Source organism: Acidaminococcus massiliensis (assembly GCF_900095825.1).
Classification (GTDB): domain Bacteria; phylum Bacillota; class Negativicutes; order Acidaminococcales; family Acidaminococcaceae; genus Acidaminococcus; species Acidaminococcus massiliensis.
On the sequence record NZ_LT608315.1, the window covers coordinates 343899 to 369084 of the forward strand.

At 56.7% G+C, this 25186-nt stretch carries 22 protein-coding genes and 1 pseudogene; 6 read left to right on the forward strand and 17 right to left on the reverse strand.

Annotation, left to right across the window (positions count from 1 at the left end; translation table 11 throughout):
• Nucleotides 1-64: 64 nt before the first annotated feature.
• The 12 genes and pseudogenes from BQ2657_RS01810 to BQ2657_RS01865 all read right to left on the reverse strand — a co-directional run bounded on the left by BQ2657_RS01810 (nt 65) and on the right by BQ2657_RS01865 (nt 12872).
• The gene (locus BQ2657_RS01810; RefSeq protein ID WP_083236135.1) at nt 65-496 is read right to left on the reverse strand and encodes a hypothetical protein; all 432 of its coding nucleotides are present in this window, start codon (nt 494-496) and stop codon (nt 65-67) included.
• Nucleotide 497: 1 nt separating this feature from the next.
• Complete coding sequence (locus BQ2657_RS01815) at nt 498-2363, reverse strand: alkaline phosphatase (protein ID WP_075579107.1); 1866 nt, start codon at nt 2361-2363, stop codon at nt 498-500.
• A gap of 229 nt (nt 2364-2592) precedes the next feature.
• Entirely contained in the window at nt 2593-3261 is a 669-nt protein-coding gene (gene phoU / locus BQ2657_RS01820; RefSeq protein WP_075579108.1) for a phosphate signaling complex protein PhoU, read from the reverse strand.
• 13 nt (nt 3262-3274) lie between these two features.
• Nucleotides 3275-4060 carry a phosphate ABC transporter ATP-binding protein PstB gene (gene pstB / locus BQ2657_RS01825; RefSeq protein ID WP_075579109.1) on the reverse strand — a complete coding sequence of 262 codons (786 nt, stop codon included), beginning with the start codon at nt 4058-4060 and terminating at the stop codon, nt 3275-3277.
• Nucleotides 4053-4925, reverse strand: coding sequence for a phosphate ABC transporter permease PstA (gene pstA / locus BQ2657_RS01830; protein ID WP_075579110.1), 873 nt, complete (start codon nt 4923-4925; stop codon nt 4053-4055). Before pstA ends, pstB begins: the two co-directional genes overlap by 8 nt.
• A gap of 2 nt (nt 4926-4927) precedes the next feature.
• A pseudogene (gene pstC, locus BQ2657_RS01835) lies at nt 4928-5856 on the reverse strand (phosphate ABC transporter permease subunit PstC).
• The gene (locus tag BQ2657_RS01840) at nt 5849-6754 is read right to left on the reverse strand and encodes a phosphate ABC transporter substrate-binding protein (protein ID WP_075579111.1); all 906 of its coding nucleotides are present in this window, start codon (nt 6752-6754) and stop codon (nt 5849-5851) included. Before BQ2657_RS01840 ends, pstC begins: the two are co-directional and overlap by 8 nt.
• 185 nt (nt 6755-6939) lie before the next feature.
• Complete coding sequence (locus BQ2657_RS01845) at nt 6940-8154, reverse strand: carboxynorspermidine decarboxylase (RefSeq protein WP_075579112.1); 1215 nt, start codon at nt 8152-8154, stop codon at nt 6940-6942.
• On the reverse strand, nt 8154-9413 hold the full coding sequence (locus BQ2657_RS01850; RefSeq protein ID WP_075579113.1) for a saccharopine dehydrogenase family protein: 1260 nt from the start codon (nt 9411-9413) through the stop codon (nt 8154-8156). The genes BQ2657_RS01845 and BQ2657_RS01850 overlap by 1 nt, the downstream gene beginning before the upstream one ends.
• Before the next feature lie 262 nt (nt 9414-9675).
• Nucleotides 9676-10530: an agmatinase gene (speB, locus tag BQ2657_RS01855; protein WP_075579114.1), complete on the reverse strand. Its 855-nt coding sequence runs from the start codon at nt 10528-10530 to the stop codon at nt 9676-9678.
• The gene (gene speE / locus BQ2657_RS01860) at nt 10517-11398 is read right to left on the reverse strand and encodes a polyamine aminopropyltransferase (protein WP_075579115.1); all 882 of its coding nucleotides are present in this window, start codon (nt 11396-11398) and stop codon (nt 10517-10519) included. The genes speB and speE overlap by 14 nt, the downstream gene beginning before the upstream one ends.
• Nucleotides 11399-11414: 16 nt before the next feature.
• The gene (locus tag BQ2657_RS01865; RefSeq protein ID WP_075579116.1) at nt 11415-12872 is read right to left on the reverse strand and encodes an aminotransferase class I/II-fold pyridoxal phosphate-dependent enzyme; all 1458 of its coding nucleotides are present in this window, start codon (nt 12870-12872) and stop codon (nt 11415-11417) included.
• Nucleotides 12873-13397: 525 nt separating this feature from the next.
• Between BQ2657_RS01865 and BQ2657_RS01870 the strand changes: the two genes are divergently transcribed.
• The gene (locus BQ2657_RS01870) at nt 13398-14318 is read left to right on the forward strand and encodes a hypothetical protein (RefSeq protein ID WP_143224818.1); all 921 of its coding nucleotides are present in this window, start codon (nt 13398-13400) and stop codon (nt 14316-14318) included.
• 35 nt (nt 14319-14353) lie between these two features.
• Here BQ2657_RS01870 and BQ2657_RS01875 read toward each other — a convergent pair whose 3' ends face one another.
• The 3 genes from BQ2657_RS01875 to BQ2657_RS01885 all read right to left on the reverse strand — a co-directional run bounded on the left by BQ2657_RS01875 (nt 14354) and on the right by BQ2657_RS01885 (nt 17272).
• Entirely contained in the window at nt 14354-15346 is a 993-nt protein-coding gene (locus BQ2657_RS01875; protein ID WP_198524564.1) for an alpha/beta hydrolase, read from the reverse strand.
• A 143-nt stretch (nt 15347-15489) separates the two neighbouring features.
• Complete coding sequence (locus BQ2657_RS01880) at nt 15490-16059, reverse strand: flavin reductase family protein (protein WP_075579119.1); 570 nt, start codon at nt 16057-16059, stop codon at nt 15490-15492.
• A 43-nt stretch (nt 16060-16102) separates the two neighbouring features.
• Entirely contained in the window at nt 16103-17272 is a 1170-nt protein-coding gene (locus BQ2657_RS01885; protein WP_075579120.1) for an iron-containing alcohol dehydrogenase, read from the reverse strand.
• Nucleotides 17273-17419: 147 nt separating this feature from the next.
• Here BQ2657_RS01885 and BQ2657_RS01890 point away from each other — a divergent pair, with 147 nt between their 5' ends.
• Nucleotides 17420-18301: a LysR family transcriptional regulator gene (locus tag BQ2657_RS01890; protein WP_075579121.1), complete on the forward strand. Its 882-nt coding sequence runs from the start codon at nt 17420-17422 to the stop codon at nt 18299-18301.
• 50 nt (nt 18302-18351) lie between these two features.
• Here BQ2657_RS01890 and BQ2657_RS01895 read toward each other — a convergent pair whose 3' ends face one another.
• Together BQ2657_RS01895 and abc-f are read right to left on the reverse strand one after the other, a co-directional pair.
• Nucleotides 18352-19608 (reverse strand): [Fe-Fe] hydrogenase large subunit C-terminal domain-containing protein, encoded by a 1257-nt coding sequence (locus tag BQ2657_RS01895; RefSeq protein ID WP_075579122.1) that lies wholly within the window; start codon nt 19606-19608, stop codon nt 18352-18354.
• A gap of 242 nt (nt 19609-19850) precedes the next feature.
• Nucleotides 19851-21407 (reverse strand): ribosomal protection-like ABC-F family protein, encoded by a 1557-nt coding sequence (gene abc-f / locus BQ2657_RS01905; protein WP_075579124.1) that lies wholly within the window; start codon nt 21405-21407, stop codon nt 19851-19853.
• A 237-nt stretch (nt 21408-21644) separates the two neighbouring features.
• Here abc-f and asrA point away from each other — a divergent pair, with 237 nt between their 5' ends.
• The 4 genes from asrA (at nt 21645) to yfcE (ending at nt 25186) form a co-directional block, all read left to right on the forward strand.
• Entirely contained in the window at nt 21645-22664 is a 1020-nt protein-coding gene (asrA, locus tag BQ2657_RS01910; protein ID WP_075579125.1) for an anaerobic sulfite reductase subunit AsrA, read from the forward strand.
• Nucleotides 22654-23469: an anaerobic sulfite reductase subunit AsrB gene (asrB, locus tag BQ2657_RS01915; RefSeq protein ID WP_075579126.1), complete on the forward strand. Its 816-nt coding sequence runs from the start codon at nt 22654-22656 to the stop codon at nt 23467-23469. The genes asrA and asrB overlap by 11 nt, the downstream gene beginning before the upstream one ends.
• Before the next feature lie 10 nt (nt 23470-23479).
• Nucleotides 23480-24457, forward strand: coding sequence for a sulfite reductase subunit C (gene asrC, locus BQ2657_RS01920; RefSeq protein ID WP_198524506.1), 978 nt, complete (start codon nt 23480-23482; stop codon nt 24455-24457).
• 210 nt (nt 24458-24667) lie between these two features.
• Nucleotides 24668-25186, forward strand: coding sequence for a phosphodiesterase (gene yfcE / locus BQ2657_RS01925; protein ID WP_075579127.1), 519 nt, complete (start codon nt 24668-24670; stop codon nt 25184-25186).

Sequence of the window (25186 nt, forward strand, 5' to 3'; positions counted from 1 at the left end):
CCCTTTCCTGCACAAAAAGGGAGGAGCCGGCTGCAGCTGCAGTCCGGGGACCTCCCTTGTTGTGTTATTCTTCTACCGAGTCCGCTACGATCCGCAGCTGGCTCACAAAACCTGTTTCTTCATCGGTTTCACTGCCTGTCTCCAGGGTCCCTGTCACCGTAATGGGGGTATCATAGGGCAGGGCCGTCACCGGCGAGGACAGTTTCACCACCACGATATTGTCCGGCCAGTCCGCATCTGTAGAACAGAAGGGGCAGACCGACATAGGCACTTCCGTCAGCACAAAGAACCGGATGGTCGGCGTGAGAGGCGGTGCCATATACCCTGTCATGGTCACCGTACTTCCCGCTAGGCTCTGGACCTTGTCAGAAAAGGTCAGCCCCTCGGAAGAGTATCCGCTGTACAGCTCACCGAAGGCAAGATCCTCCGCTGCTACAGGCAGTGCCAGGGACAGTGTCAGCACAAGGGCCAGGAGGCCCCGCTTCAGCCAGGCCATGTTATTTCTTGTCCTGGGTCAGGTGGTATTTGGTCTGATTCCCGTCGATGCCCAGGGCCCGGAGCATCCCGAAGAACACTTCCGTATTATCCATGGTGCCCTTGAAGTATTCGGAACCAGGTCCCCCTGCGTTCAGCAGGATGTCATCAGCGCTGTGGCATTCCTGAGGATCGTCTTTGGGGGTATTGGCCGGCATCAGTTCCGCCGGGTCGCCCTGGTGGATACGGGCCGGGTTGGCCTTGGAGCTGGCTTTCGTCACTTGATGGAATTCCACCTTGTCCCCGATGGCAGACTGTTCCTGTTTGGTTTCCGTCACGGACAGGGCCGGCGGGGTAGGTTTCTTCATGAAGTGGTAGTTTTCGTAGTATTCCGGATGGTTGGCGTACTGGACAGCCAGGGTCACATCGGGATCCGGATTGTCAGGGAACCCATCATGGTCTTCATCCTTAAAGGTGGGGAATACGGAGTTCTGGTATACCCGGACGGCTTCCGTGCCCTTCTTCCCATCCTTTTCATGGTAGGTGCCGCTGATGGAGATGCCGTGGGCATGGTCAGCCAGTACGATGATCAGGGTATCGTCCCCCCGTTTCTTGTTCCATTCTTCGGCATACTGGATGGCCTTGTCGAATTCAATGGTATCATAAGCAGCCCGCTGCCAATCCATCACGTGGAGCTGCTTGTCGATGGATCCTCCTTCGATCATGGCGAAGAAGCCGTTGGGGTTCTTGGACAGGATATCTAAAGATTTCTTGGTCATGTCCATCAGGTTGGGCTGATCAGTGAAGCCTTTCAGCACCTGAGGATCTTTCAACATTTCCCGGTCGATGTACACATTCATGGTGCCGGTGTGGAACAGCCCCAGCAGCGGTTTGTCGCTGGGAGCCGCCTTCATTTCCGTAGAAGTCCCTACAAAGGTGTAGCCCAGATCCTTGAAATCCTGGATCACGTTGTCATTGTCCTTCCGTTTGGAACCCGGGGTGCCTTTAGGCAGATACCGGGCGGAGCCGCCACCCATGATTACATCGGGACGATGGTACTGGGACAGATAACTGCTGGCCAGCCAGTCCTGGTTGGCACGGCGGCGGGTATGGCCGATCATGGCAGCCGGGGTAGCGTCAGTGGATTCTGCCTGGGTCACCACCCCGATGGACATACCCCGGGTCCGTTTCAGGATTTCGGAGATGTTTTCCACTTGAGGATCATCGAAAGGATCCTTGGTGGAATCTTCATAAACGCCCATGGCGTTCACCACGGATTTATGGCCGGTGGCGTAGGCGGAAGCGGAGTTGGCGCTGTCGGTGACCAGGGAATCATAGCCGCTGGTAGTGATCACTGCGTTGTGTTCCAGTTTTTCCATGGCCAACAGGTCATTGTATTTCCCGTTGGTCATGCCCTTGGACAGGATCCGGGCGATTTCCCGGGCCTGGAGGCTCATGCCGTCTCCCACGAACAAGATCACGTTCTTGGCCCGCTTGGGAGCCTTTTCACTGACTACCGTATAGCCTGCAGCCGAAACGCCCTTGCCGGCTCCATCCTGGGCCGTCACTTTCACGGCATAGGTGCCTGTCTTGGGGAAGGTGACCTGATCGGCCCGGTAGCTGGTGACCCCGTTGCCCAGGTCTTTCTTCACCAGTTTCCGGCCAAAGAATTTTTCCGCCGGCTGGCCGTTCACCGTAATGTCCACGTCCTTCAACTGCTGGTCCCCTTTGACTTCCACATCGAAGTCAAATTTGGCACCGGCCCAGAACTTAGCTCTGTCCACTGGCAGGATGCGGACTTCTGCCGCTTCCACAGAGGGCAGGATCCCCAGGAAGGAACTTCCCAGAACTGCCGATAAGATTGCACGTTTCAGCCACTTTTTTTCCATGGATATGCCTCCTAAAAAATTCCCCTGCTGGTAGATGCAGGGAAAAATAAATGAACTTATTGTCTGCACAGGTATAACTATACGGAATCCATGTCATATTCCAGTCAACAGATTGTCAAATTTATGTCAAATTTTAAGGGTGCTGCTGAAGCAGCACCCTGGTCGCGGGTCGCAATTCGCGGCCCGCGACCCAAAAAAGGACTGCTGCCCACGCAGCAGTCCTTTTTCTTCAGTCCATGGTAAATCCATTGTCCCCCTTCAGGAGGTTCTTTTTCATATACAGCACCCAGTTGCCGATGTTGGTGCCGTGGTCGGCGGTCCGCTCCATATATTTCAGGAGCAGCACATAGTCCACGTAAGAGGCCACGTCGTCCGGATCTTTCTTGATTTCGTCGGTGAGTCTGGGCAGCAGCCGTTCGAAATCCGCGTCCACGATATCATCCTTGTCCCCGATGTACCGGGCCTTTTCGTCGTCCCCTTCCAGATAGCACCGGAAGCTTTCTTCCAAAAGAGCCTGCATGTCTTCGTACATTTCCTTGAAGCCTTCAGGCGGCTTCACCACCGGGTTCCGTTCCAGGATCCGGGCAATGTACAGAGCCATGTCGGAGCAATGGTCCGCGATCCGCTCCAGTTCGCTGAGCACCCGGAAGGTCCCCATCAGGCTCCGCCAGTCGGAAGCCACCGGAGACTGGAGTACCTGTACCGTCAAATCCTTCCGCATGATGGACCGGATCTCTTCGTCGAATTTGTCGTCCCCATCCCGGACCATCCGGGCTTTGTCCAGATTCTGGGTGAACAGGGCCGTCTTGGTCTCTTCCAGGGTCTTTTCCAGGTTGCCGATGAGCACCCGCACATCGTCCTGGATCTCCACCAGGGTCTTTACATAGGCATCTCTCATAATGGCTCCTCTCTCAGCCGAACCGGCCGGTGATGTAAGATTCCGTCCGAGGTTCGGAAGGATTGGTGAACAGGGTTTCCGTATCGTTCATTTCCACCAGTTCTCCCAGATAGAAGAAAGCGGTCTTGTCGGAAATACGGCTGGCCTGCTGCATGTTGTGGGTGACGATGACGATGGTGTAGTCCTTTTTCAGTTCCAAGGCCAGGTCCTCGATTTTCTGGGTGGAAATGGGGTCCAGGGCGGAAGTGGGTTCGTCCATGAGGATCACCGAAGGCTGGGCAGCCAGGGTCCGGGCGATGCACAGCCGCTGCTGCTGCCCGCCGGAAAGGCCCAGGGCACTCTTGTCCAGACGGTCCTTCAGTTCATCCCAAATGGCCGCCTGGCGCAGGCTCTTTTCCACGATCTCTGCCAGTTGGGCCTTGTTGGTGATGCCCTGTACCCGGGGACCGTAGGCCACGTTGTCAAAAATGCTCTTGGGGAAAGGAGAAGGCTGCTGGAACACCATGCCCACCCGATACCGGAGGGCCAAAGGGTCCACTTCCTTGAAGATATCCTTTCCTTCGAACAAGATCTTCCCTTCCACCCGGCAGCCGGACACCCAGTCGTTCATCCGGTTCAGGGTCTTCAGCAGGGTGCTCTTGCCGCATCCGGAAGGCCCGATCAGGGCGGTGATCTCATTGCGTTTCACTTGCATATTGATGTCCTTCAGGGCCTGGTGTTTCCCATAGTACAGGTCCAAGTGCTGGACATCGAAGACCAGCGTTTCCGGAGAAACGGATCCGTTTCCTTGCTCACTCATCTGCAGTTCCCTCCATCTTCTTTTCCAGTCTCCAGCTGATATACCGGGCCAGGACGTTGAACAGGACCACCACCAGCATCAGGATGGCGGAAGTGACCCCGGCGATTTTGGCCGCATCCGGGCTCAGAGCTTCCGTCCGCATGACCCACACATGGAGGGCCAGGGTTTCCCCAGGGCGGAAGGGGTTCAGGGGACAGGTGGTGGAGCTGAAGTCCCAGTTGCCCCAGTCAATGTCCGTAGACATCCCGGCAGTGAACATCAAGGCGGCGGCTTCCCCGAAACCACGTCCTGCTGCCAAAATCAAACCGGTCATGATCCGGGGCAGACAGGCCGGCAGCAGGACGTTCCAGATGGTCTGCCATTTGGAAGCCCCCAGTCCCAAGCTGCCCAGAGTATATTCAGGTGGCAGGTCCTTCAGGGCATTTTCCGTCACGGACACCATCAGAGGCAGTGTCAGGATGGAAACAGACAGGGCACCGGCCATCAGGTTCCACTGGGAACCGGTCATGACGATGAACACCAGATAGCCGAACAAGCCGACTACGATGGAAGGCAGGGAAGACAAGGTCTCTACTGCCATCCGCACCCAGTTGGTCATTTTCCCGTCCTGGGCGTATTCTGCCAGATAGATCCCGGCGGGGATGCCCCACAGGGCACTGATCACCAGGGCCAGGAACACCAGGTACAGGGTGTTGAAGAACATATCCCGGAGACTCATCAGGATGTCCCCGGTCACAGCCCCCAGCCCCAGTCCTACCACATCCAGGATAAAGGCAAAGAGCAGGACTGCAGACCCGGCTGCTCCGGCCGTAAAGAGCAGGCTCATGAACCGGTCCATGGTTTTTTTCTTGGCAATATCTCCCATGGTCAGTCCTCCTCTTTCAGTTTCAGGGGATCTTTACCAAAAGTATGGATGATAAAGATCAGGATGAACGAAATCACAAACAGCAGCAGGCCCAAGGTCCACAGGGCTGCGCTGTATTCCCCGCCTTCCATGGCCCCCCCATATCGTTGGCGATCACCGTGGTCATGGTGGAAGCCGGCATGAAGAGAGAAGTGGGGAACCGTTTCATCTGGCCGATGACCATGGCCACTGCCAGGGCTTCCCCCAGGGCACGGGCCAAGCCCAGCACCACGCCGGTGAAGATGCCCCTCTGGGCCGCCGGCAGGATCACGTTGCGGATGGTTTCCCAACGGTTAGCTCCCAAACCATAGGAAGCATCCCGCCAGCTTTTGGGCACGGCCAGCATGGCATCAGCCGCCATGGTAGTGATTACCGGGAAGATCATCACAGCCAGCACCAGGGATGCCGCCAGTACCGAGAAGCCAAAGGGCATAGGGAAGATCTTCCGCAGGAAAGGCACCAATACGGTGAGCCCTACCCAGCCGTAAATGACGGAAGGGATCCCGGTGAACATTTCCACCACCGGGCGGATCAGCCGCTGCACGGCGGGAGAAGCCATTTCCGACATGTAGATGGCCGCCGCCAGACTCACTGGCAGGGCAAATACCAGGGACAGGAAGCAGGTGACCAGGGAGCCGCTGATGAACATGGCCGCTCCTACCTGGCCGCCGCCTTCCATGGTGTCACTGGGTTTCCACTGGGCAGAAAACAGGAATTCCGTAATGCTGTGCCCAAAATCCCAAAAGGTGCCGCTTCCCTTCACGAGAAGGAAAGCGGCCATCAGGAACGGCAGCAGGGCCGCTGCAATGCCGCAGGCTGTGATGACAGACTGTGACAAAGTCTCTTTGCGGTGTACCTGCACCAGTTTTTGTGTTACCTTTTCATTAATCATGAGCGGTATCTTTAACCTGCATCTTGCTGCTGACACCATAGCCCAGTTCTTCGATCCGTTTGCCGTAATCGGCGGACAGGATGTAATCCAGGAAGGCCTTTACAGCAGCTTTCGGATTTTTGTTGGTGTAGATGTGTTCATAACCCCAAACATTGTACTTGCCGGAATAGGTATTTTCCAGAGTCGGGGCCACACCATCGATGGAAACAGTGGCTACCGTGTCATTCTTGGTCAGGTAAGGCAGAGCCACATAACCGATGGCGCCTTTGTTCTGGGCTACGCTCTGGACCAAGAGGCCGGAGTTATCGGTTTCCAGAGATTTATTGGAAGCTTCTTCCGCACCGCCGATGGCGTATTTGGCGAACAGAGCACGGGTACCGGAGGTCTTAGGCCGAGTCACCAGGGTGATGGGTTCATCCGGACCGCCTACTTCTTTCCAGTTGGTAACCTTAGCGGTGAAGATATCAGTGAGCTGCTGTTTGGTCAGGCTCTTGACTTTTTCCGCCACGTCCTTGTTGACGATGGTAGCTACGGTCATCACGCAGATCTTATGGTCTTCCAGTTTGTCAGCCTTGTCTTTCGGCAGTTTGGAAGCCGCCGGCACGTCGGAGTTCCCCATATCCACGGAACCGTCGGAAACCTGCTTCAGGCCCATGCCGGAACCGCCGGCGTTCAGGCTGATGCTCACTTCCTTATGCTGCTTCTTGAAGCTTTCTGCCGCATCCTTCACCAGAGGCAGCAGAGCGGAAGAACCGGACCCAGTGATATTCCCGCTGACAGCAGCCGGTTTCTTGGTATCGGCTGGCTTCTGGCCGCCGCCGCAGCCCAGAGCACCCATGACCATCATCCCTGCCAGGACCGTCACGGCTAATTTTTTCCATTTGTTTTTCAACATCATCCTCATCGCTCCCTTACATAGAATCCTTGATGATTGTATTGCTTTTGGCTATGGCTATAAGATACCAGAGCCATGTAAAAAGTAAGAGCAGAGTTTTGTAAAGAATTGTAAAAAAAAAAGACCGTTGCAAATGCAACAGTCTTTTTGGGGGTCGCTACCGGGCTGTTGCTCATGCAACAGCCCCTTTACCTTCCTAACCTCATCTTGAAATCTTCATACCCGAACCGTTTCAGCACCTTCACCGTCCCATCCTCTTCCAGCAGGTCGATGTCCGGGAGGGGCATACCGTTGAAGGTGTTGTTCTTGCAGGTGGTGTAGATAGCCATATCTCCGAAGAGCAGCAGGTCCCCGATTTCCAGGTCCCCATCGAAGCTGTAGTCTCCAGCTACATCTCCGGCCAGACAGGTGCCGCTGCCCAGCCGCCAGGTCATCGCCCGCTCTCCCGGTTCCCCAGCACCGTAGAGAGGGGGCCGGTAGGGCATTTCCAGCACGTCCGGCATGTGGCAGGCAGCGCTGGTATCCAGGATAGCGATCTTCACATCACCGTTTTCCACGATATCCAGCACCCGGGTGGCCAGATACCCGGCGTTCAGGGCACAGGCTTCTCCCGGTTCCAGATACACGGTGACATCCCAGGCCTTCTGGGCCCGGCGGATGCATTCTTCCAACAGGGGGATGTGGTAGCCCGGCCGGGTGATGTGATGGCCGCCCCCCATGTTCACCCACTTCATCCGGGGCAGTATATCTCCGAATTTTGCTTCTACCGCGTCCAGGGTCTTTGCCAGATCTTGGGCATCCTGTTCGCACAGAGTGTGGAAATGGATCCCGTCCAGCATATCCACCAATTCCGGAGTCATCTGGACATCCCACTGGGCCCGGGTGGTGCCCATCCGGCTGCCGGGAGCACAGGGATCATAGATGGCATGGCCTTCCTGGGTGGAACATTCCGGGTTGATCCGGAGCCCCACGCTTTTCCCGGCTCGTTTGGCCATGGGGCCGTAGGTCTTCAGCTGCCGGGGAGAATTGAACACGATGTGGTCCGCCACCTGGCACACTTCTTCCATCTGATCTGCCCGATAAGCCCCGCAGAATACGTGGACTTCCTTCCCGGGCATGGCTTCCCGGCCCAGTTTGGCCTCATAGAGGCCGCTGGCTTCGGTGCCTGCCAAATAAGGATCCAGCACCGGATACAGGTCGTAGTTGGAAAAGGCCTTCTGGGCCAGGAGGATCCGGCAGCCGGTCCGGTCTTGGACCCCTTTGAGGATCTCCCCGTTCCGGCGGAGGGCTGTCTTGTCCAGGATGTAGCAGGGGGTGGTCAATTGGCCGAAGGCGGCTTCCGGGGTCTTCCCCCGGAGCCCTGCAAAGGCGGGCCGCTGTTCCCGAGCCTTGTTCCAGTCCATTATTTCACCAGCACCGGATCATGGGATTCGCTCCGGGGCAGGCCGTGCTTGTCCAGAGCATCCAGGAAGGGATCCGGGTCGAATTCTTCCACCGTGTGGACCCCAGGAGTGGTCCATTTCCCGGTAAGCAGCATCAGGGCACCGCACATGGCCGGCACACCGGTGGTGTAGCTAATGGCCTGGCTGCCCACTTCCCGGTAGCAGGCCTGATGGTCGCACACATTGTAGATGTAGTAGGTCTTTTCCTTCCCGTCTTTCTTCCCGGTGAAGATACAGCCGATGTTGGTCTTGCCCTTGGTCCGAGGACCCAGGCTGGCAGGATCCGGCAGCAGGGCCTTGAGGAATTTGATGGGAACGATTTCGTGGCCTTCAAAGTTGATGGGAGTGGTGGACAGCATACCCACATCTTCCAGGCAGCGCATATGGTCCAGATAGCTCTGGCCGAAGGTCATGAAGAACCGGATCCGTTTCACCCCGGGGATGTTCTTGGCCAGGCTTTCGATCTCTTCATGGTGGAGCAGGTACATATCCTTTTCTCCCACCTGGTCGAAGTTGTATTCCCGTTTGATGCTCATGGCCGGGATCTCCACCCAGTGGCCGTTTTCCCAGTAGCTGCCGGGGGCGGACACTTCCCGCAGGTTCACTTCCGGGTTGAAGTTGGTGGCAAAGGCGTACCCGTGGTCCCCACCGTTGCAGTCCAGGATGTCGATGGTGTCGATGGTGTCGAATTCATGTTTCTGGGCATAGGCGCAGTAAGCCTGGGTCACCCCCGGGTCGAACCCGCAGCCCAGGAGAGCGGTAAGGCCGGCCTTTTCGAATTTCTCTTTGTAGGCCCACTGCCAGCTGTAGTCGAAGTAGGCGGAGAACCCTTCTTCCTTGCAGCGTTTTTCGTAGATGGCCCGCCATTGGGGATCATCGGTATCTTCCGGTTCGTAGTTGGCGGTATCCATGTAGTTCACCCCGCAGGCCAGGCAGGCATCCATAATGGTCAAATCCTGGTAAGGCAGGGCGATGTTCATCACCAGATCCGGTTTGTAGCTTTTGATCAGGGCGATCACCTGGTCCACCTGGTCCGCATCCACCTGGGCAGTGGTGACTTTGGTGGCGGTCTTCCCCTTCAGTTTTTCTGCCAGGGCGTCGCATTTGGATTGGGTCCGGCTGGCAATGCACAGCTCGGTAAACACATCACTGACCTGACAGCATTTCTGGATGGCCACGGAAGCAACTCCGCCGCAGCCGATAACAAGGACTCTGCTCATGATATTTTCCTCCTTGGAATATTGTGTCTAAGAGGTCTGCTGCACAAGCAGCAGACCTGAGTCGGAAGTCTGGAGTCGGAAGTCTGAAGCCCCAGGATAGGACCCGTCTTTATGGCCGGGTCCTCAGTAATTTGTAAAACCGGATCCGATTTACACATTCATAAATTTGCCTGCAAATTTATCCTTCGGCTCCAGACTCCAGACTTCAGACTTGAGCCGCTGTGCGGCTCTACAGCTGGTATGCTGCTTTTGCAGCATACCTTTACAACAACGCCAGCAGCAGCTCCCGGACCACTTTACAGGCTACCGCCGTAGAGGCGCCGCTGGCATCCAGCATGGGAGCCAGTTCGTTCACATCAGCGGCCACCACATTGGTTTTGGCCACCAGCCGCAGGGCGTTCAAAAGCTGCATGAAGGTGATGCCCCCGGCTTCCGGAGTGCCAGTGCCCGGAAACACGGATGGATCCAGGCAGTCCAGGTCGATGGTGAAATACACCGGAGCCTGGCTCTTTTCCAGCTCTCGGACCAGCTGTTCCAATCCCCCGAAGCTGAAGGGGTGCAGGTCCGTATGCTGCCGGGCGAACTGCCATTCTTCCCGTTCCCCGCTACGGATGCAGAACTGGTGGATCTTCCCGTCCCCGATCAAATCGTGACAGCGGCGGATCACACAGGCGTGGCTCAGTTTCGCCCCCAGGTAGTCGTCCCGAAGGTCCGTATGGGCATCGAAGTGGACGATCTGGAGATCCGGGTACTTTTTCAGCACCGCCCGGAACGCTCCTAAGGTCACCAGGTGTTCGCCCCCGATCATAAAGGGCATTTTCCCATCCTGGAGGATAGCAGCGGTCCGGTCTTCGATGTCTTTCAGGGCCATTTCCGAACTGCCGAAACACAGTTCCAGATCCCCGCTGTCGAATACGGCGCAATCGGTCAGGTCCTTGTCCTGGTAGGGACTGTAGGTCTCCAGTCCGAAGCTTTCGTGGCGGATGGCGGAAGATCCGAACCGGGTGCCGGGCCGGAAGCTGGTGGTAGAATCAAAGGGCGCCCCGAACAGGACAATCTTGGCCTCTTCATAGGGAGCGTCGCAGGCCAGGAACGTCTCCACATTATTTTTCAGCATCCTTGACCCCTTCTTCCGTTTCCACTTCCTTCAGCATTTCCTCCAGGAAGGCCGGCAGCCAGAAAGCGCCCACATGGAGCCGGGTGGTGTAGTACCGGGTATGCATGTTCAAGGCTTCCCAAGCAGGAGCGTCCAGGTCGTTGATGGGATGGTACTTCTTGCTGGCAAAGCCGAAGGTCCAGTACCCGGCTGCATACGTGGGGATGTGAGCCTGGTACACCTTGCTGATGGGGAAAGTGCTGACGATCCGCTGGTGGCTCCGCTGCATGGCAATGGCATCTTCCTTGTAGAAAGGACTCCCCTGCTGGTTCACCATGATTCCGTCTTCCCGGAGGGCGTTGTAGCAACTGCCGTAGAATTCCCGGGTAAAGAACCCTTCCGAAGGACCGAAGGGATCCACAGAATCCACAATGATCAGATCATAGGAATTTTCCCGGTGGCGGATGAATTTCAGAGCGTTTTCGAAATAGATATGCACCCGCCGGTCATCCATCCGGCAGGCATTCCCAGGCAGATAGTTCCGGCAGGCTTCCACCACCATAGGGTCCATTTCCACCAGGTCGATCTTCTCCACCCGGTCGTACCGGGTCAGTTCCCGGACCACGCCGCCGTCCCCGGCGCCGATCACCAGGATGTCCTTGATGCCCTTGTGGACGGCCATAGGTACATGGGTCATCATTTCGTCGTAGATGAACTCATCCCGTTCTGTCAGCATCACGTTCCCATCCAGGGTCAGGACCCGCCCGAATTCCGGCGTTTCGAAAATATCGATCCGCTGGAAGTCGCTCTGCTTGGAAAACAGATGACGGTCCACCCGGAGGCTGTGCTTCACATCCGGGGTATGAAATTCACTGAACCACATTTCCATTGGTTATATCCCCCTCTTATGCTAATACATTCAGGTGCTTCAGTTCCGGATCCTCCGAACCGGTCATGCTGCAGCCCTTTTCTTTGGCGTACTGGATATGTTCCAGCACGGTTTTGGTGATTTTTTCCCCGGGAGCCAAGAGCGGGATCCCCGGGGGATAACACATGACGAATTCACTGCACACCCGGCCTTCGCACTGTTCCAGAGGCAGGCTCACCTTCTCCGCATAGAAGGCTTCCTGGGGACTGGTGACAACCACCGGTTCCACGTATTCCTGGGTGAGCATGCCAGTGGGATCCTTCTGGTACCGGCGGCGGATTTCTGCCAAGGCGCTGACCAGCCGTTCCAGATCCTGGATCCGGTCCCCCATAGACAGGTAAGCCAGGATATTTCCGATATCCCCGAATTCGATCTGGATGTCGTAGTCATCCCGGAGGATATCATACACTTCGATGCCTGCCAGGCCGATGTCCAAGGTATGGATGCTCAGTTTGGTGTTGTCGAAATCGAACACGGAATCTCCGTTCATCAGTTCCCGGCCAAAGGCGTAATAGCCTCCAATGTTGTTGATTTCCTGCCGGGCATATTCTGCCATGTCCACCACTTTGTGGAAGATTTCCCGTCCGTGGAGAGCCAGCCGCCGACGGCTGATGTCCAGGCTGGACATCAATAGATAACTGCCGGAAGTAGTCTGGGTCAGGTTGATGATCTGGCGCACATAGCCTGCATGGACCTTGGGCCCGGTGAGCAGGAAACTGGACTGGGTCAGGCTGCCCCCGCTCTTGTGCATGGAAATAGAAGCCATATCAGCCCCCGCAGTCATGGCGGAAACAGGCAGTCCGCTGCCGAAGTAGAAATGGGTGCCATGGGCTTCGTCGGCCAGGCACAGCATCCCTGTATCGTGGGCCATCTTCACAATGGCCCGGAGGTCGCTGCACACTCCATAATAGGTGGGATTGTTCACCATGACGGCTACCGCATCAGGATTTTCCCGGATGGCCCTGGCCACTTGATCCCGTTTCATCCCCAGGCTGATTCCCAGCCGTTTGTCCACATCCGGATTCACATAGACCGGGATGGCCCCGCAGAGCACCAGGGCGTTGATGACGCTTTTATGGACGTTCCGAGGCAGGATGATCTTATCCCCCCGTTTGCAGGAAGACAAAATCATGGATTGGACAGCGCTGGTGGTCCCCCCCACCATCAGAAAAGCCCGGCTGGCGCCGAAGGCATCGGCGGCCAGCTGTTCCGCCTCCCGGATTACCGAAACCGGATGGCACAGGTTGTCCAGGGGCTTCATGCTGTTCACATCCACTCCCACACATTTTTCTCCCAGGAACTCCGTCAGTTCTGGATTGCCCCGGCCCCGTTTGTGGCCGGGCACATCAAAGGGCACCACCCGCATCTTCCGGAACCGTTCCAGGGCTTCATAGATGGGTGCCCGCTCCTGTTTCAACCGATATTGCTTTTCCAAGCTCTTTCCCTCCCCAGTATTTTTTACTCCTGTACAAAAAAACGCAAGCTGCCCCCTTGCAGCTTGCGTTATAAGGTCTCACCCGGTATTTCGGTTTGCTTCTTTCTGGGAATCCCCGTTACGAACGACTCTTATTGACCGTTTCACAAGTCTGCGCACAGACGCATTGCGGTTATGAAGTAACCAACTTATAAAAGTTGAACCTGCAGGTTCAATCAATAAGGCTGCAAACCAGTTGCCGCCAGTTCGGCAGTGGACCCGGCTGTCCGTATGGCCTTGACCGGACAGCTGCCCCTAAAGGGCAGGACTCCTGTCCAGTGGTCCTGTGATGGATCTGAAAACCCGTGACCGAATCTTCAAATCGTAAAAATTTTAACATACCCCCTCCCCGTTGTCAATTTCATCTTGTCTTCCCCTCCTCCCCGTGCTACCATGGGGACGGACTTTTTCGAAGGGAGCTGGTTTGGGATGACGCGGGCGGAATGGGTACGGAGCCAGATACGGAGCCCCTGGCACTGGGGGAGTATGCTAGCATTGTGGGGACTGGGATATTACACGTTGGGCTGGGCAGGCCGGGGGCATATGACCGCCGCCATGGCAGGCTGGGGTCTGTTCCTTTTGGTGGAAACCGCCCCCATGCTGTGGACCATGCTGGCCTTTGCGGGAGCCATGCTGTTCCTGTCCCGGATCTTTCCACCGGCGGCCATTATCTTTATCATCATCGGCATCGTGTTCTTCATCCTCCGGATCCGCTACGTGATCCAGAACGCCCAGCTGCTGGCCAGCGGCTTCCTGGTGTACCTGGTGTACTATTATCTCTTCGCCGATCACATGCGGCTGGGCGGGAAACTGGTGGAAGTCTGCTACAGACTGCTGACCCTGGGCCATCTCATCGTCCCCCCCTGGCCCCTCCGGCAGCTGCTGGTCTATCCCACCCTGCTCCTGGCCGCCGGGCTGCCGGTGCTCCTGGTCCATCTGTTTCTCTGGATGGCCTACCGGAAAGGGTATGAAAGCCGCACCGCTCTTACGGTGCTGTTCGGCCTGCCCCTGGTGGTGATTTCCTTCCTGCTGCCGTTCCTGAAGATTTTGGGAGCCTTCGACGGAGCCGCCTTCTCCAACACCGGCCACACTGGACACATGGGCGGGGAGGGATTCCACGGCACGGGAGAGGGCTATGTCCCGGCAGACGGCCACCCGGTCCCGGTCCATCCTGTGAACGGCTATATCCGTTCCACCCCTGGAGGAGGCACCACCTATGTCCATCCCCATGTGGCCACCAATCCGGACGGGATCCTGGAAAACAACCTGTCCTACCACGGTCCCCATCCCGCACCGGTGTCTGCGGGGGTTCCCCACACCCCCGCAGGCACCGGCCACACGGTCCACGGACCCAATGTGGATACGGTACCGGGAGTGGGGAAGGAGAAAAAGGAAAAGGAGCTGTGAAAAAATGATTTCTCATTTTTTCACAGCTCCTTTATTTATTTTTTTAAATGGAGATACTGGCTGAAGAAAGAGGTGATCTTGTCAAAGGGGATCAGTTCGGTTTTATCGTACAGATCCACATGGCCGGCCCCTTTCACATAATACAGTTCCTTGGGTCCCTTGGCCCGGCGGTAGGCGTCTTCGCTGAATTCTCTGGAGTGGGCCTGATCACCGGTGATGAACAGCAGGGGACGGGGAGAAATGGTCTCGATATCCTGGAAAGGATAGAAGTTCATGAACTTCACATTGCTGGTGTAGGTGGGATGGGTGGTGGTGTTCATATCCTGCCCTTTGCCTGCTGCCGCACCCCGGGTGGTCCGGTAGAAATCGTAGAATTCCTGCTGGATGGGATCGGTTTGCTCATTCAGGGTATGGGTGGTTCCCCCCAGCAGCTTCCGGGGTTCCCCTTCAAATTCCGCATACCGCTGCCGGGCCGCATCGGCAATATAGGCTTCCCGCTGTTCCAGGGTCTGGGAATGATGGAGTCCGTCCCGGTTGGCCGCCCCCATGTTGTACATGGAAACGGTGGCGATGGCCTTGATCCGGGGATCGATCTTGGCGGCGCTGATGATGAAACTGCCGCTGCCGCATACCCCCAAAGCCCCGATGTTGTCCCGGTCCACGAAATCCCGGGTCCCCAGATAATCCACGGCGGCCATGTAGGCTTCGGAATAAATGTCCGGCAGCACACTGTTCCGGGGCGTCCCTTCACTGGATCCCCAGTAAGGCGTATCCACCGCCAGGGTTACGAAGCCCTGGTCCGCAATTTTCTGGGCATAGAGAGTACCGCTCTGTTCCTTCACGGCCCCCATGGGATGGCCCACGATCACCGCCGGCAGTTTCTGGCCCTTCTGGTAAGTCTTGGGGATGTACAGGTTCCCGGCCACCTTCATGTTGAACTGGTTCTTGAAGGTCACCGGCTTCATGGTCACCTTGCTGCTCTTGTAGAAATTGTCCGCCCCGTGGTCCGCATACCGGGGAGCCGGCATTACTTTGGGCAGAGGAGCGAACCAGGGATCTTTGGACTGATCCGCCACCCGTTCAGAAGCTCCTGCCACGGTGCTTCCGAAAAGAGTCAGTCCCAGCAGCAGGGCACTGGCCAGGGTACTGATCTTTTTAGGATTTATAGTTTTCATGCTTTTTCCCCTTCCTTTCCCAGGTTCTTGCCCAACTGCCGGCAGTTTCCCAGGATTTTCCCAGTTTCCAGATACTGGTAGGTGGGGAATTCGAACAGTACAGGTTTGAACACCCTGTAATCGATTTTTCCTTTGGCATCCAGGATGCTGTCTTCCGCCCAGACTTTTTCAATGGTCACAATAAAATTGTCGAAGACCGGATGAGGGTAATTGTCCACCACCCTGCATTCAATGACCAACTTGGCCTCTTCCGGCACCGGTGCTCCGGTTACCCCCGGATGCCAGGCCATCAGCCGAGATTTATCCGTGTCATTGCCGGAATGGAGCCCGGCATAATCTGCTTTTTCCAGGAAATCTGCCGTTACGGACGAAATGGTAAAAATACCGTTTTTTTCAATGCATTGGGCTCCATAATGTTCCTTCATCATACTCACCAGCAACCGGTCATGGGCAATGATTCCCACATGGGCCACCATGGTCCAGTCCGCCCGGCCTTCTGTCAGAGAACCAACCAGTACCGCAGGCGTGGGATACAGCGCCAGGATTTTTCCAAGATCTTGTTTCATACAATTTCTCCTTTATCGTCAGGGGATTTCTCCATTTTGGTTTTTACAGGCTTTCCCGGAAGATGGCGGCAATTTCTTCCTGGTCCAGGACTTTGTAGCCCCCTTCCAGGATCAGGGTGCTCCGGACCAGATCCGGGATCATGGCTTCGGTGGCCCCCAGCTGGGAAGTCTTCATCACAAGACCCAGGCCGTGCATCCAGTCTTCCATGGCCTGGAGTCCAGCTTCCGCCACTTCCCGGTCCGTTTTGCCTTGAGGGTCCACATTCCACACATTGACCGCAAACCGTTTGAATTTGCACAGCCCATAGGGCAGGATGTACCGATAATAAGGCAGGGATACGGCAGCCAGGGTCATGCCATGGGTGGCATTGGTCAGAGCTCCTACGGACTGGCCCAGCATATGGACCATCCAGTCGGTGGTCTTGCCTTTGGCGATCAGGGTGTTCAATGCCCAGGTGGCATCCCACATCAGGTTGCTCCGGGCTTCATAGTTCTGAGGATCCTGGCTGGCGATCCGGCTGGCATGGATCACCGAACGCATCAGGCCTTCCGCCAAGTAATCACTGGTATTGTCATCGTTCCCGGAAAAATACTGTTCGCAGATGTGGTTGAAAATGTCGTAGATACCGGCCACCATCTGGTACCGGGGCAGGGTCAGAGTGTAGGTGGGATCCAGCACGGAGAACCGGGGCATCACTTCTTCACTGGCAAACACATGGCCGATCTTCAGTTTCTGTTCCGGGTTGGTGATCACAGACCCGGCATTCATTTCGGATCCGGTCCCCACCATGGTGAGCACGCAGCCCACGGGAACAATGGGGCAGGAAGGTTCTTCGAACTTCACAAAGTATTTTTCCCAGGGATCTTCCTCACAATGGATGGATACGGCCAGAGCCTTGGCATAGTCGCAGCAGGAACCGCCTCCCACGGCCAGGATGAAGTCCGCCTTGTGCTGCCGGGCCAGGGCGATGCCTTCCCGGAGCTTGTCCACCGTCGGGTTGGGCATGACCCCGGAAATCTCCACCACCTGCTTGCCTGTTTCCGCCAGCACCCGGACCACCTGGTCATAGATGCTGTTCCGTTTGATGGAACCCCCGCCGTATACCAGCATCACCCGGCTGCCGTATTTGTCCAGCTCCGTCCGGATGTTTTCCAGGGCCCCTTTGCCGAAGAACAGTTTGGTGGGATTGCAGTATGTAAAATTTCCTAACATGGTTTTCTCCTTTTCTCTTCCAGATCATGTGGTTTGTTTCTGATGGTTCTGAGTATAACAGAAAATAGAATTCATGTGAAATAGTTAGTTTTTATCATTTATAATACACTTTTTGCATGATATAATAAATACAAAGGAGGGATCCTGATGGACAGTGAAACCCTGAAAAACTTCTTAGTGGTGGCCCGGGAAGGGAACATTACCCGGGCTGCCCAGTTCATCCATATTACCCAGCCCACTTTATCCCGGCAGATGCAGAATCTGGAACAGGAACTAGGCCGTCCCCTGCTGATCCGGGGAAAGCGGCATCTGAGCCTGACCCCGGAAGGCCAGCTGTTCCGGAAACGGGCGGAAGAGATCCTGGAGCTGTTCCAGAAGACCCGTTCGGAAATCCACACCTCTTCTGAGATTGCCGGGGACATTTACATGGGTGCCGGAGAAACCGACGTAATCCGGCAGATATCCCAGGTGGCCAGCCAGTTTGCCCAGCTCCATCCCCAGCTCCGGTTCCATATCCGCAGCGGAGACGGAGAAGCAGTACGGGAAATGCTGGAAAAGGGCCTGGTGGATTTTGGTCTGATCTACGGGCCTTCGGATCCGGGAAAATACAAGGTGGTTCCCCTGACCCCAGTGGACCGTTGGGGATTCCTTCTGCCCCGTACCCATCCCCTGGCCCTGTACCCGGAACTGACCCCGGAACAGGTCCATGACCAGCCTCTGATCCTGTCCCGGCAGGCCATGCTTACCGGGATCCCCCAGGAATGGCTGGGCCGGGACCTGGACCATCTGCATATTGCAGGCACCTACACCCTCTTGACCAACGGGGCCAAAATGGTGGCCGGGGGGCTGGGGCTGGCCATGGGGCTGGACGGGCTCATCAACACCAGCGGCAGTCCCCTTTGCTTCCGGCCCTGCAGCCCTCCCCTTCTGGATACCATGAGCCTGATCTGGAAACGGGGCCAGCTGTTCACCCCGGCCGTCCAGGGGTTCCTGGATCTGCTGCTGCAGAATTTTGGGAAGACGGAATAAAAAAGGCTGTTGAGAAAAATCGGGAGTGCCTGAGGCACTCCCGATTTTTCTCAATCAAACTTCCGGTCATACAGATCGCTGTTGGCCAGGAACTCTTCCACTGTGGCAAAGCCCAACTTTTTCAGCAATTCGATCACGTAAGGATTTTCCGCTGGAGTCTTGTATTGGGCCTCATCGCTGTAGGCCTGTACGTTTTTCTTGCCTTCCTCCCGGTTCACCAAAGCCTTGGGACCGCCTACGCAGCCGCCCTTGCAGCCCATGCCTTCGAAGAAGTTCCCTTCATGGTTCCCCTTCAGGATGTTGTCGATCATGGCCCGGCATTCAGGCACGCTGTCCGCCCGGCGGATCTTCATCTCGATCTTCCGGTGGGGATTCAGCTTCTTCACCGTAGCATCCACAGCCGCCGCCACCCCGCCGGCGTAGGCGTAGCAGATCCCCGCCTTGGAGGCGTGGGGCACATTGTCCTCTTCCAGGGAGGCCAGATCCAAGTTGGTGGTGGAGAACAGGTCCCGGAGCTCTTCATAGGTGAGCACGTAGTCAATGGCTCCCTTCAGATCCGGTTCCTTGATTTCCGCTTTTTTGGCCATACAGGGCCCGATGAATACAGTCTTGGCTTCGGGATGGAGCACCTTCACCGTCCGGCCCCCCGCAATCATGGGAGAAACGGAACCAGGCACATTGGGCATCAGCTGGTGGTACAGCCGGCGGATCATGGCGATCCACATAGGGCAGCAGCAGCTGGTCAGCTGGAAGTCTCCTTCCTTGTTGACGTTCTTGTCAAATTCCAAAGCTTCCTTCAAGGTCAGGATATCGGCGAACACCGCCACTTCCAGCATCCCGGAAAAACCCAGCAGCTTCAGGGCCGTCCGCAGCTTGCCGGCGGTGACTTCCGGACCGAACTGGCCGGAGAAGGCAGGAGCCACCAGGGCATAAATGGGGGTATCCCCCTTCTTCAGTTCTTCCACCACGGGAATGATATCCTTCTTGGTCTTCAGGGATTCCAGTTTGCAGGCATCCACACAGGCCTGGCAGCCCACGCATTTGTCCGGATCGATCTGGACCCCATCGACACTGGGATGCATGGCGTCCCACTGGCAGACCTTCACGCAGTCCGCCTGCTTGTCTTCCGAACAAGTACAGGGCTTCACCCGCCACACCAGGCTGGTTTCTTCCGGATGGGCCAGACATTCGATCATCTTGGGATCGGCGTTGTCGATGTCTTCCACATTCTTCCCTTCCGCCGCCCGTTTCAGCATCTTGTGATACAGTTCATCCAAAGTCAGGTTTTTCGCTTTGCTGTCTTCCATTTTTTCTCCCCTCGTCAATGGAGATTGCTGCATGGCAGCAATCCCAAGCCGGAAGTCTGGAGTCCAAAGTCTGGAGCCTCCGGATAGGACCTGTCTCAACAGCCAGGTCCTTTTGATGATGCAGAACCAGGACCGAAATCATCATGAGATTCCCTTTCGATTAATGGTTTTACACATTCAAAAAATTTGCCTGCAAATTTATCATTCGGCTTCTGACTTCTGACTTCTGACTTCTTTACTCCTTACACAATCTTCGTGGACCATCCCTCGATGTTCCACACCTGGTCCACCCAGTCTTCGTAGAATTCCGGTTCGTGGGATACCAGGAGCAGGGTCCCCTTGTATTCCCGGAGGGCCCGCTGGAGCTCTTCCTTGGCCTCCACATCCAGGTGGTTGGTGGGTTCGTCCAAGACCAGCAGATTGGCCGGTCGCTGCATGATCTTGCACAGCCGCACCTTGGCCGCTTCGCCTCCGGAAAGGGCCGTCATCTTGGTGGTGATGTGGTCGTTGGTGAGACCGCAGGCGGCCAGGGCCCCCCGGACTTCCGAATTGGTCATCCCCGGGTATTCCTGCCACAGTTCCTCCAAGGCGGTGTTCTGGTTCCCTTTGGCACTTTCCTGTTCGAAATACCCTACGGACACGAAATCTCCCTGTTCCACACTGCCTGCCACCGGAGGGATCATCCCCAAAAGGGTCTTCAGCAGGGTGGATTTCCCCAGGCCGTTGGTACCCCGGATGGCGATTTTCTGGCCCCGTTCCAGCTTCAGGTCCACCTGTTTGGTCAGGGGCACATCATACCCCAGCACCAGGTTGCTGGCGGTAAGCACGAACCGGGATGGGGTCCGGTCTTCCAGGAACCGGAAATGGGGTTTGGGCTTTTCCGCCCGTTTGGTAAGGATCTCCATTTTGTCCAGTTTCTTCTGCCGGCTGTTGGCCATGCCCCGGGTGGCCACCCGGGCCTTGTTCCGGGCGATGAAGTCCTGTTCCTTTTTGATCTCCGCCTGCTGCCGTTCGTAGGCTGCCTCTTCCTGGCGCCGCTTCAGGGCTGCCATCTCCTCGAACTTCTCGTAGTTCCCGGTATACCGGTCCAGCTTCAGGTTGTCCACATGCCAGATGATGTTGGTCACGGCATTGAGGAAGGGTACATCGTGGGAAATCAGGATGAAGGCGTTTTCGTACTCCTGGAGGTACCGGGTAAGCCACTGGATGTGCTCCGCATCCAGGTAGTTGGTGGGTTCGTCCAGCAGCAGGATATCGGGATTTTCCAGCAGCAGCTTGGTGAGCAGCACCTTGGTCCGCTGGCCCCCGGACAGTTCGTCCACCTTGTGTTCCAGTCCGATGTCCCGGAGTCCCAGGCCTCCGGCCACTTCTTCGATCTTGGCATCCAGGTTGTAGTAGTCCGCCGCTTCCAGCCGTTCCTGGATCTCCCCCACTTCCTCCATGAGCCGTTCCATCTCTTCCGGGGAAGCGCTTTCCATTTTGTCATAGTCCGCCAGCATTTCCTGTTCCTGTTCCACCAGGTCCTGGAAGGCGGTGCGGAGGGTTTCCCGGATGGTCTTCCCGGGCTCCAGGGCGGAATGCTGGTCCAGGTAGCCCACTTTGGTCCGCCGGGCCCAGGTCACCTTCCCCTCATCGGGGGTCAGTTTCCCGGTGATGATGGACATAAAGGTGGATTTCCCTTCCCCGTTGGCCCCCACCAGGGCCACATGTTCCCCCTTTTCCAGGCGGAAAGAAACATCGTCGAAAATCTCCCGTCCCCCATAACTGTGGGAAAGATGGGCAACATCCAAAACACTCATGCAAGAACTCCTTTTGCTTGGGTCTCGAGACTCAAGGCTCAAGACCGGATTGCCTCTGACAATCCTTCTATAATCGGTTAAGTATACCATAAAATCCTCTTCCCGTTCAATGATTCCAATCGTTGCAGGAACAACAGACATCTGTACAGACTATCTGTTATAATATCCCTGATAGGGGTCTGCCGCACGGGCGGCGGACCCATGACCCTTATAACTGCGCTGCAAGAGGAGAAAAACATGGGTTATCAACTGACACAAGATGGGCTCCGTCAGGTATTCGCCGACTGGAGCCGGGAGTATGACATCTACGCTCCCAAACGGTTCGAAGGGACCGGCCGCTTTTCCGAAACGGACGTGATCCGCTACGGTACCGTCCGCACCCCGGAAGAAGTCGTCTGGGACCAGCGGTCCGACTATTCCTGGAAGGAAGCGGTGCTGCCGGTCTGCCAGACTCTGCTGTACTTTACAGAAGAAACGGTCACCGAAGCCAAGGATCCGGAACGGGGCAAGATCGTCCTGCTCCGGAGCTGCGACCTGGCTGCGGTGAAGCGGTTCGACTATATCTTCCTCCAGAATGGACCGGAAGATTCCTATTACAAAGACCGCCGGGACAAGATCAAATTCGTCCTCATGGGCTGTGACCATTCCTTTGAGGGCTGTTTCTGCGTCAGCATGGGCACCAACCGTACCGCCGGCTGGGACGCAGCCCTGAACCGCCGGGAAGACGGCTACCAGGCTGAAGCCGCCGACAGCTTCCTGGCCGCCGCGCTGGAAAAGGCCGGCACTCCCTGCGGGGATGTGGTCCCTGACGGGGTGGACGCCAACGACTTCACCGTTACTGTACCGGAAGACCTGACCAGTGCCGTGGCCCAAAGCACCATCTGGGATGAATACGACAAACGGTGCTTCAAATGCGGCCGGTGCACCCTGGTGTGCCCCACCTGCACCTGCTGGTCCATGCAAGATCTGTACTACACGGAAAACGGCCAGGCCGGAGAACGGCGCCGGGTCCAGGCTTCCTGCATGATCGACGGCTACACCGATGTGGCCGGCGGACTGAAGTTCCGCCAGAAGGGCGGAGAACGGATGCGCTTCAAGGTGCTCCACAAGGTCTTGGACTTCAAGAAACGGGCAGGCTACCAGATGTGCGTGGGCTGCGGCCGCTGCGACGCCATCTGCCCGGAATACATTTCCTTCGTCCGCTGCATCGAAAAACTGGCGGACGGCATGAAGGAGGTCACGGAAAATGAAAAATAACACCTACCTGCCCTTCCGGTCCGAGATCCTGGAAGTGATCAAGCACGCGGAACTGGAATATACCTTCCGGATGGCCTACGACCGGGGTGCAGAACATCCGGTGAAACCAGGCCAATTCTTCGAGATCTCCATCCCCAAATACGGAGAGGCCCCTATTTCTGTCAGCGGAATCACTGACCATTCCCTGGATTTCACCATCCGGAAAGTGGGCAGCCTCACCAATGAAATCTTCGAAAATTACGTGGGCGGTCATTTCTTCCTCCGGGGACCCTACGGCAACGGCTTCGACGTGAATATGTTCAAGGGGAAAGAAATCATCCTGGTGGCCGGTGGTTCCGGCCTTTCCCCCATCCACGGGGTCATCGACTACTTTGCAGACCACATGGATGAATGCGAACGGCTGACAGTGATCGTAGGCTTCAAATCCCCTCACGACATCCTGTTCCGGGACGACCTGAAACGGTGGAAACAGAGCGGCATGAACCTGATCTACACCGTGGACAAGGCGGACGACGACCCGGACTATGACGGCCATGTGGGCCTGGTGACCCAGTATATCCCGGAAATGAACCTCCAGGATCCGGACAACGCCATCGCTGTGGTGGTAGGTCCTCCCATGATGATCAAATTCTCCATCAAGACCCTGCTGGGCCTGGGCTTCGACGAAGAAAAGATCTGGGTCTCCGAATCCCGGAAAATGTGCTGCGGCGTAGGCAAATGCGGCCACTGCCGGATCGGCGAAATCTACGTGTGCCAGGATGGACCGGTGTTCAAATACACCCAGGTCCGTTCCTTCATTGACTAGGAGGCGTCCCATGCTGGATATGGATTGTGGAAAACTAAAAAAGAACGCCTACCGGGTGACCAAGCACCGGGGCATCACCTCTTCCCGGGTGCGGGTGCCCGGTGGCCATCTCACCGCCGATGTACTGGGGAAAATCCAGGAAATCGCGGAAACCTACGGCAACGGCCAGGTCCATCTGACCATCCGCCAGGGCTTCGAGATCCTGGGGATTCCCTTTGAAAAGGTTCCCGAAGTAAACAAGGCTCTCCAGCCCATCATCGAGGAACTGGACATCAACCAGGAAGCCCCCGGCACCGGCTATCCCGCTTCCGGGACCCGGAACATCATGGCCTGTGTGGGGAACCGGGTGTGCCCCTTCGGGAACTACGACACCACGGCTCTGGCCAAACGGATCGAAAAGGCCATCTTCCCCAACGATCTCCATGTGAAGGTGGCCCTTACCGGCTGCCCCAACGACTGCTGCAAGGTGCGGATGCACGATTTCGGGATCATCGGCATGACCGAGCCCCAGTTCGATCCCTCCCGGTGCATCAGCTGCGGCGCCTGTGTGAAGAAATGCAAACAGCTTTCTGTGGAAGCCCTCCATATGGACAAATTCCGCCCGGTGCGGAACGTAGAAAAATGCATCGGCTGCGGAGTCTGTGCCCATGCCTGCCCCAACCGGGCCTGGACCCGGAGCAAGACCCAGTATTTCCGGATCACCCTCTTGGGCCGCAGTGGCAAGAAGAATCCCCGGATGGGCGTGGACTTCATCAAATGGGCGGATGCGGACAGTGTGGTAAAGATTGTCAGCAATGTGTATGACTACGCTCGGAAGTACATCGACCCGGAAGCCCCTGGCGGCAAGGAACACATCGGCTACATGGTGGACCGGACCGGTCCGGAAGAATTCCTCCGGTACATCCTCCGGGACGTGCACCTGCCGGAAAAAGCAGAAGTATACAAACCTCTCTACTGGAACGGGATCCGGTATTGGGGATTGAAATAATCAGGACTGTTGCATAGGCAACAGCCCCGTCAACAGTCAGCTGTCAACGGTCAGCGGCCTAAGGAAAGGACCTGCTCCTCAGAATGGAGCAGGTCCTTTTGAATATGCGGCATCCGGCCACTGGCCGGTTCTCTGCACTCTGCACTCTTTACTCTTCCCTTTCCCAGCCTCTCCCATGCTATAATACATCCATAAGAAAGGATGATGCCCATGAAATACATGATTGCTTCGGATATCCACGGTTCCGCCCTGTATGCCCGGAAAATGGCGGAGGCCTTCCGCCGGGAGGAGGCGGACCGGCTGATCCTCCTGGGGGACCTTTTGTACCACGGGCCCCGGAACGACCTGCCGGAAGGCTATGCCCCCAAAGAGGTGATCGCCCTCCTGAACGGCCTGAAGGACCGGATCTTCTGCGTCCGGGGCAACTGCGAAGCGGAGGTGGACCAGATGGTCCTCCAGTTCCCGGTGCTGGCGGACTATGCCCTGCTGGAATGGAACCATCACCTGATCTTCGTCACCCACGGCCACCGGTACAACCTCCAGCACCCACCTCTTCTCCAGCCCGGAGACATCCTCCTCCACGGCCACACCCACATTCCCGCCGACGAGCCCTGGGGCCAGGACAACCGGTACTGGAACCCGGGCTCCGTCTCCCTGCCCAAAGCCGGCACTCCCCACAGCTATATGGTGCTGGAGGAGGACCGTCCCCTCTGGAAAGCATTGGAATAG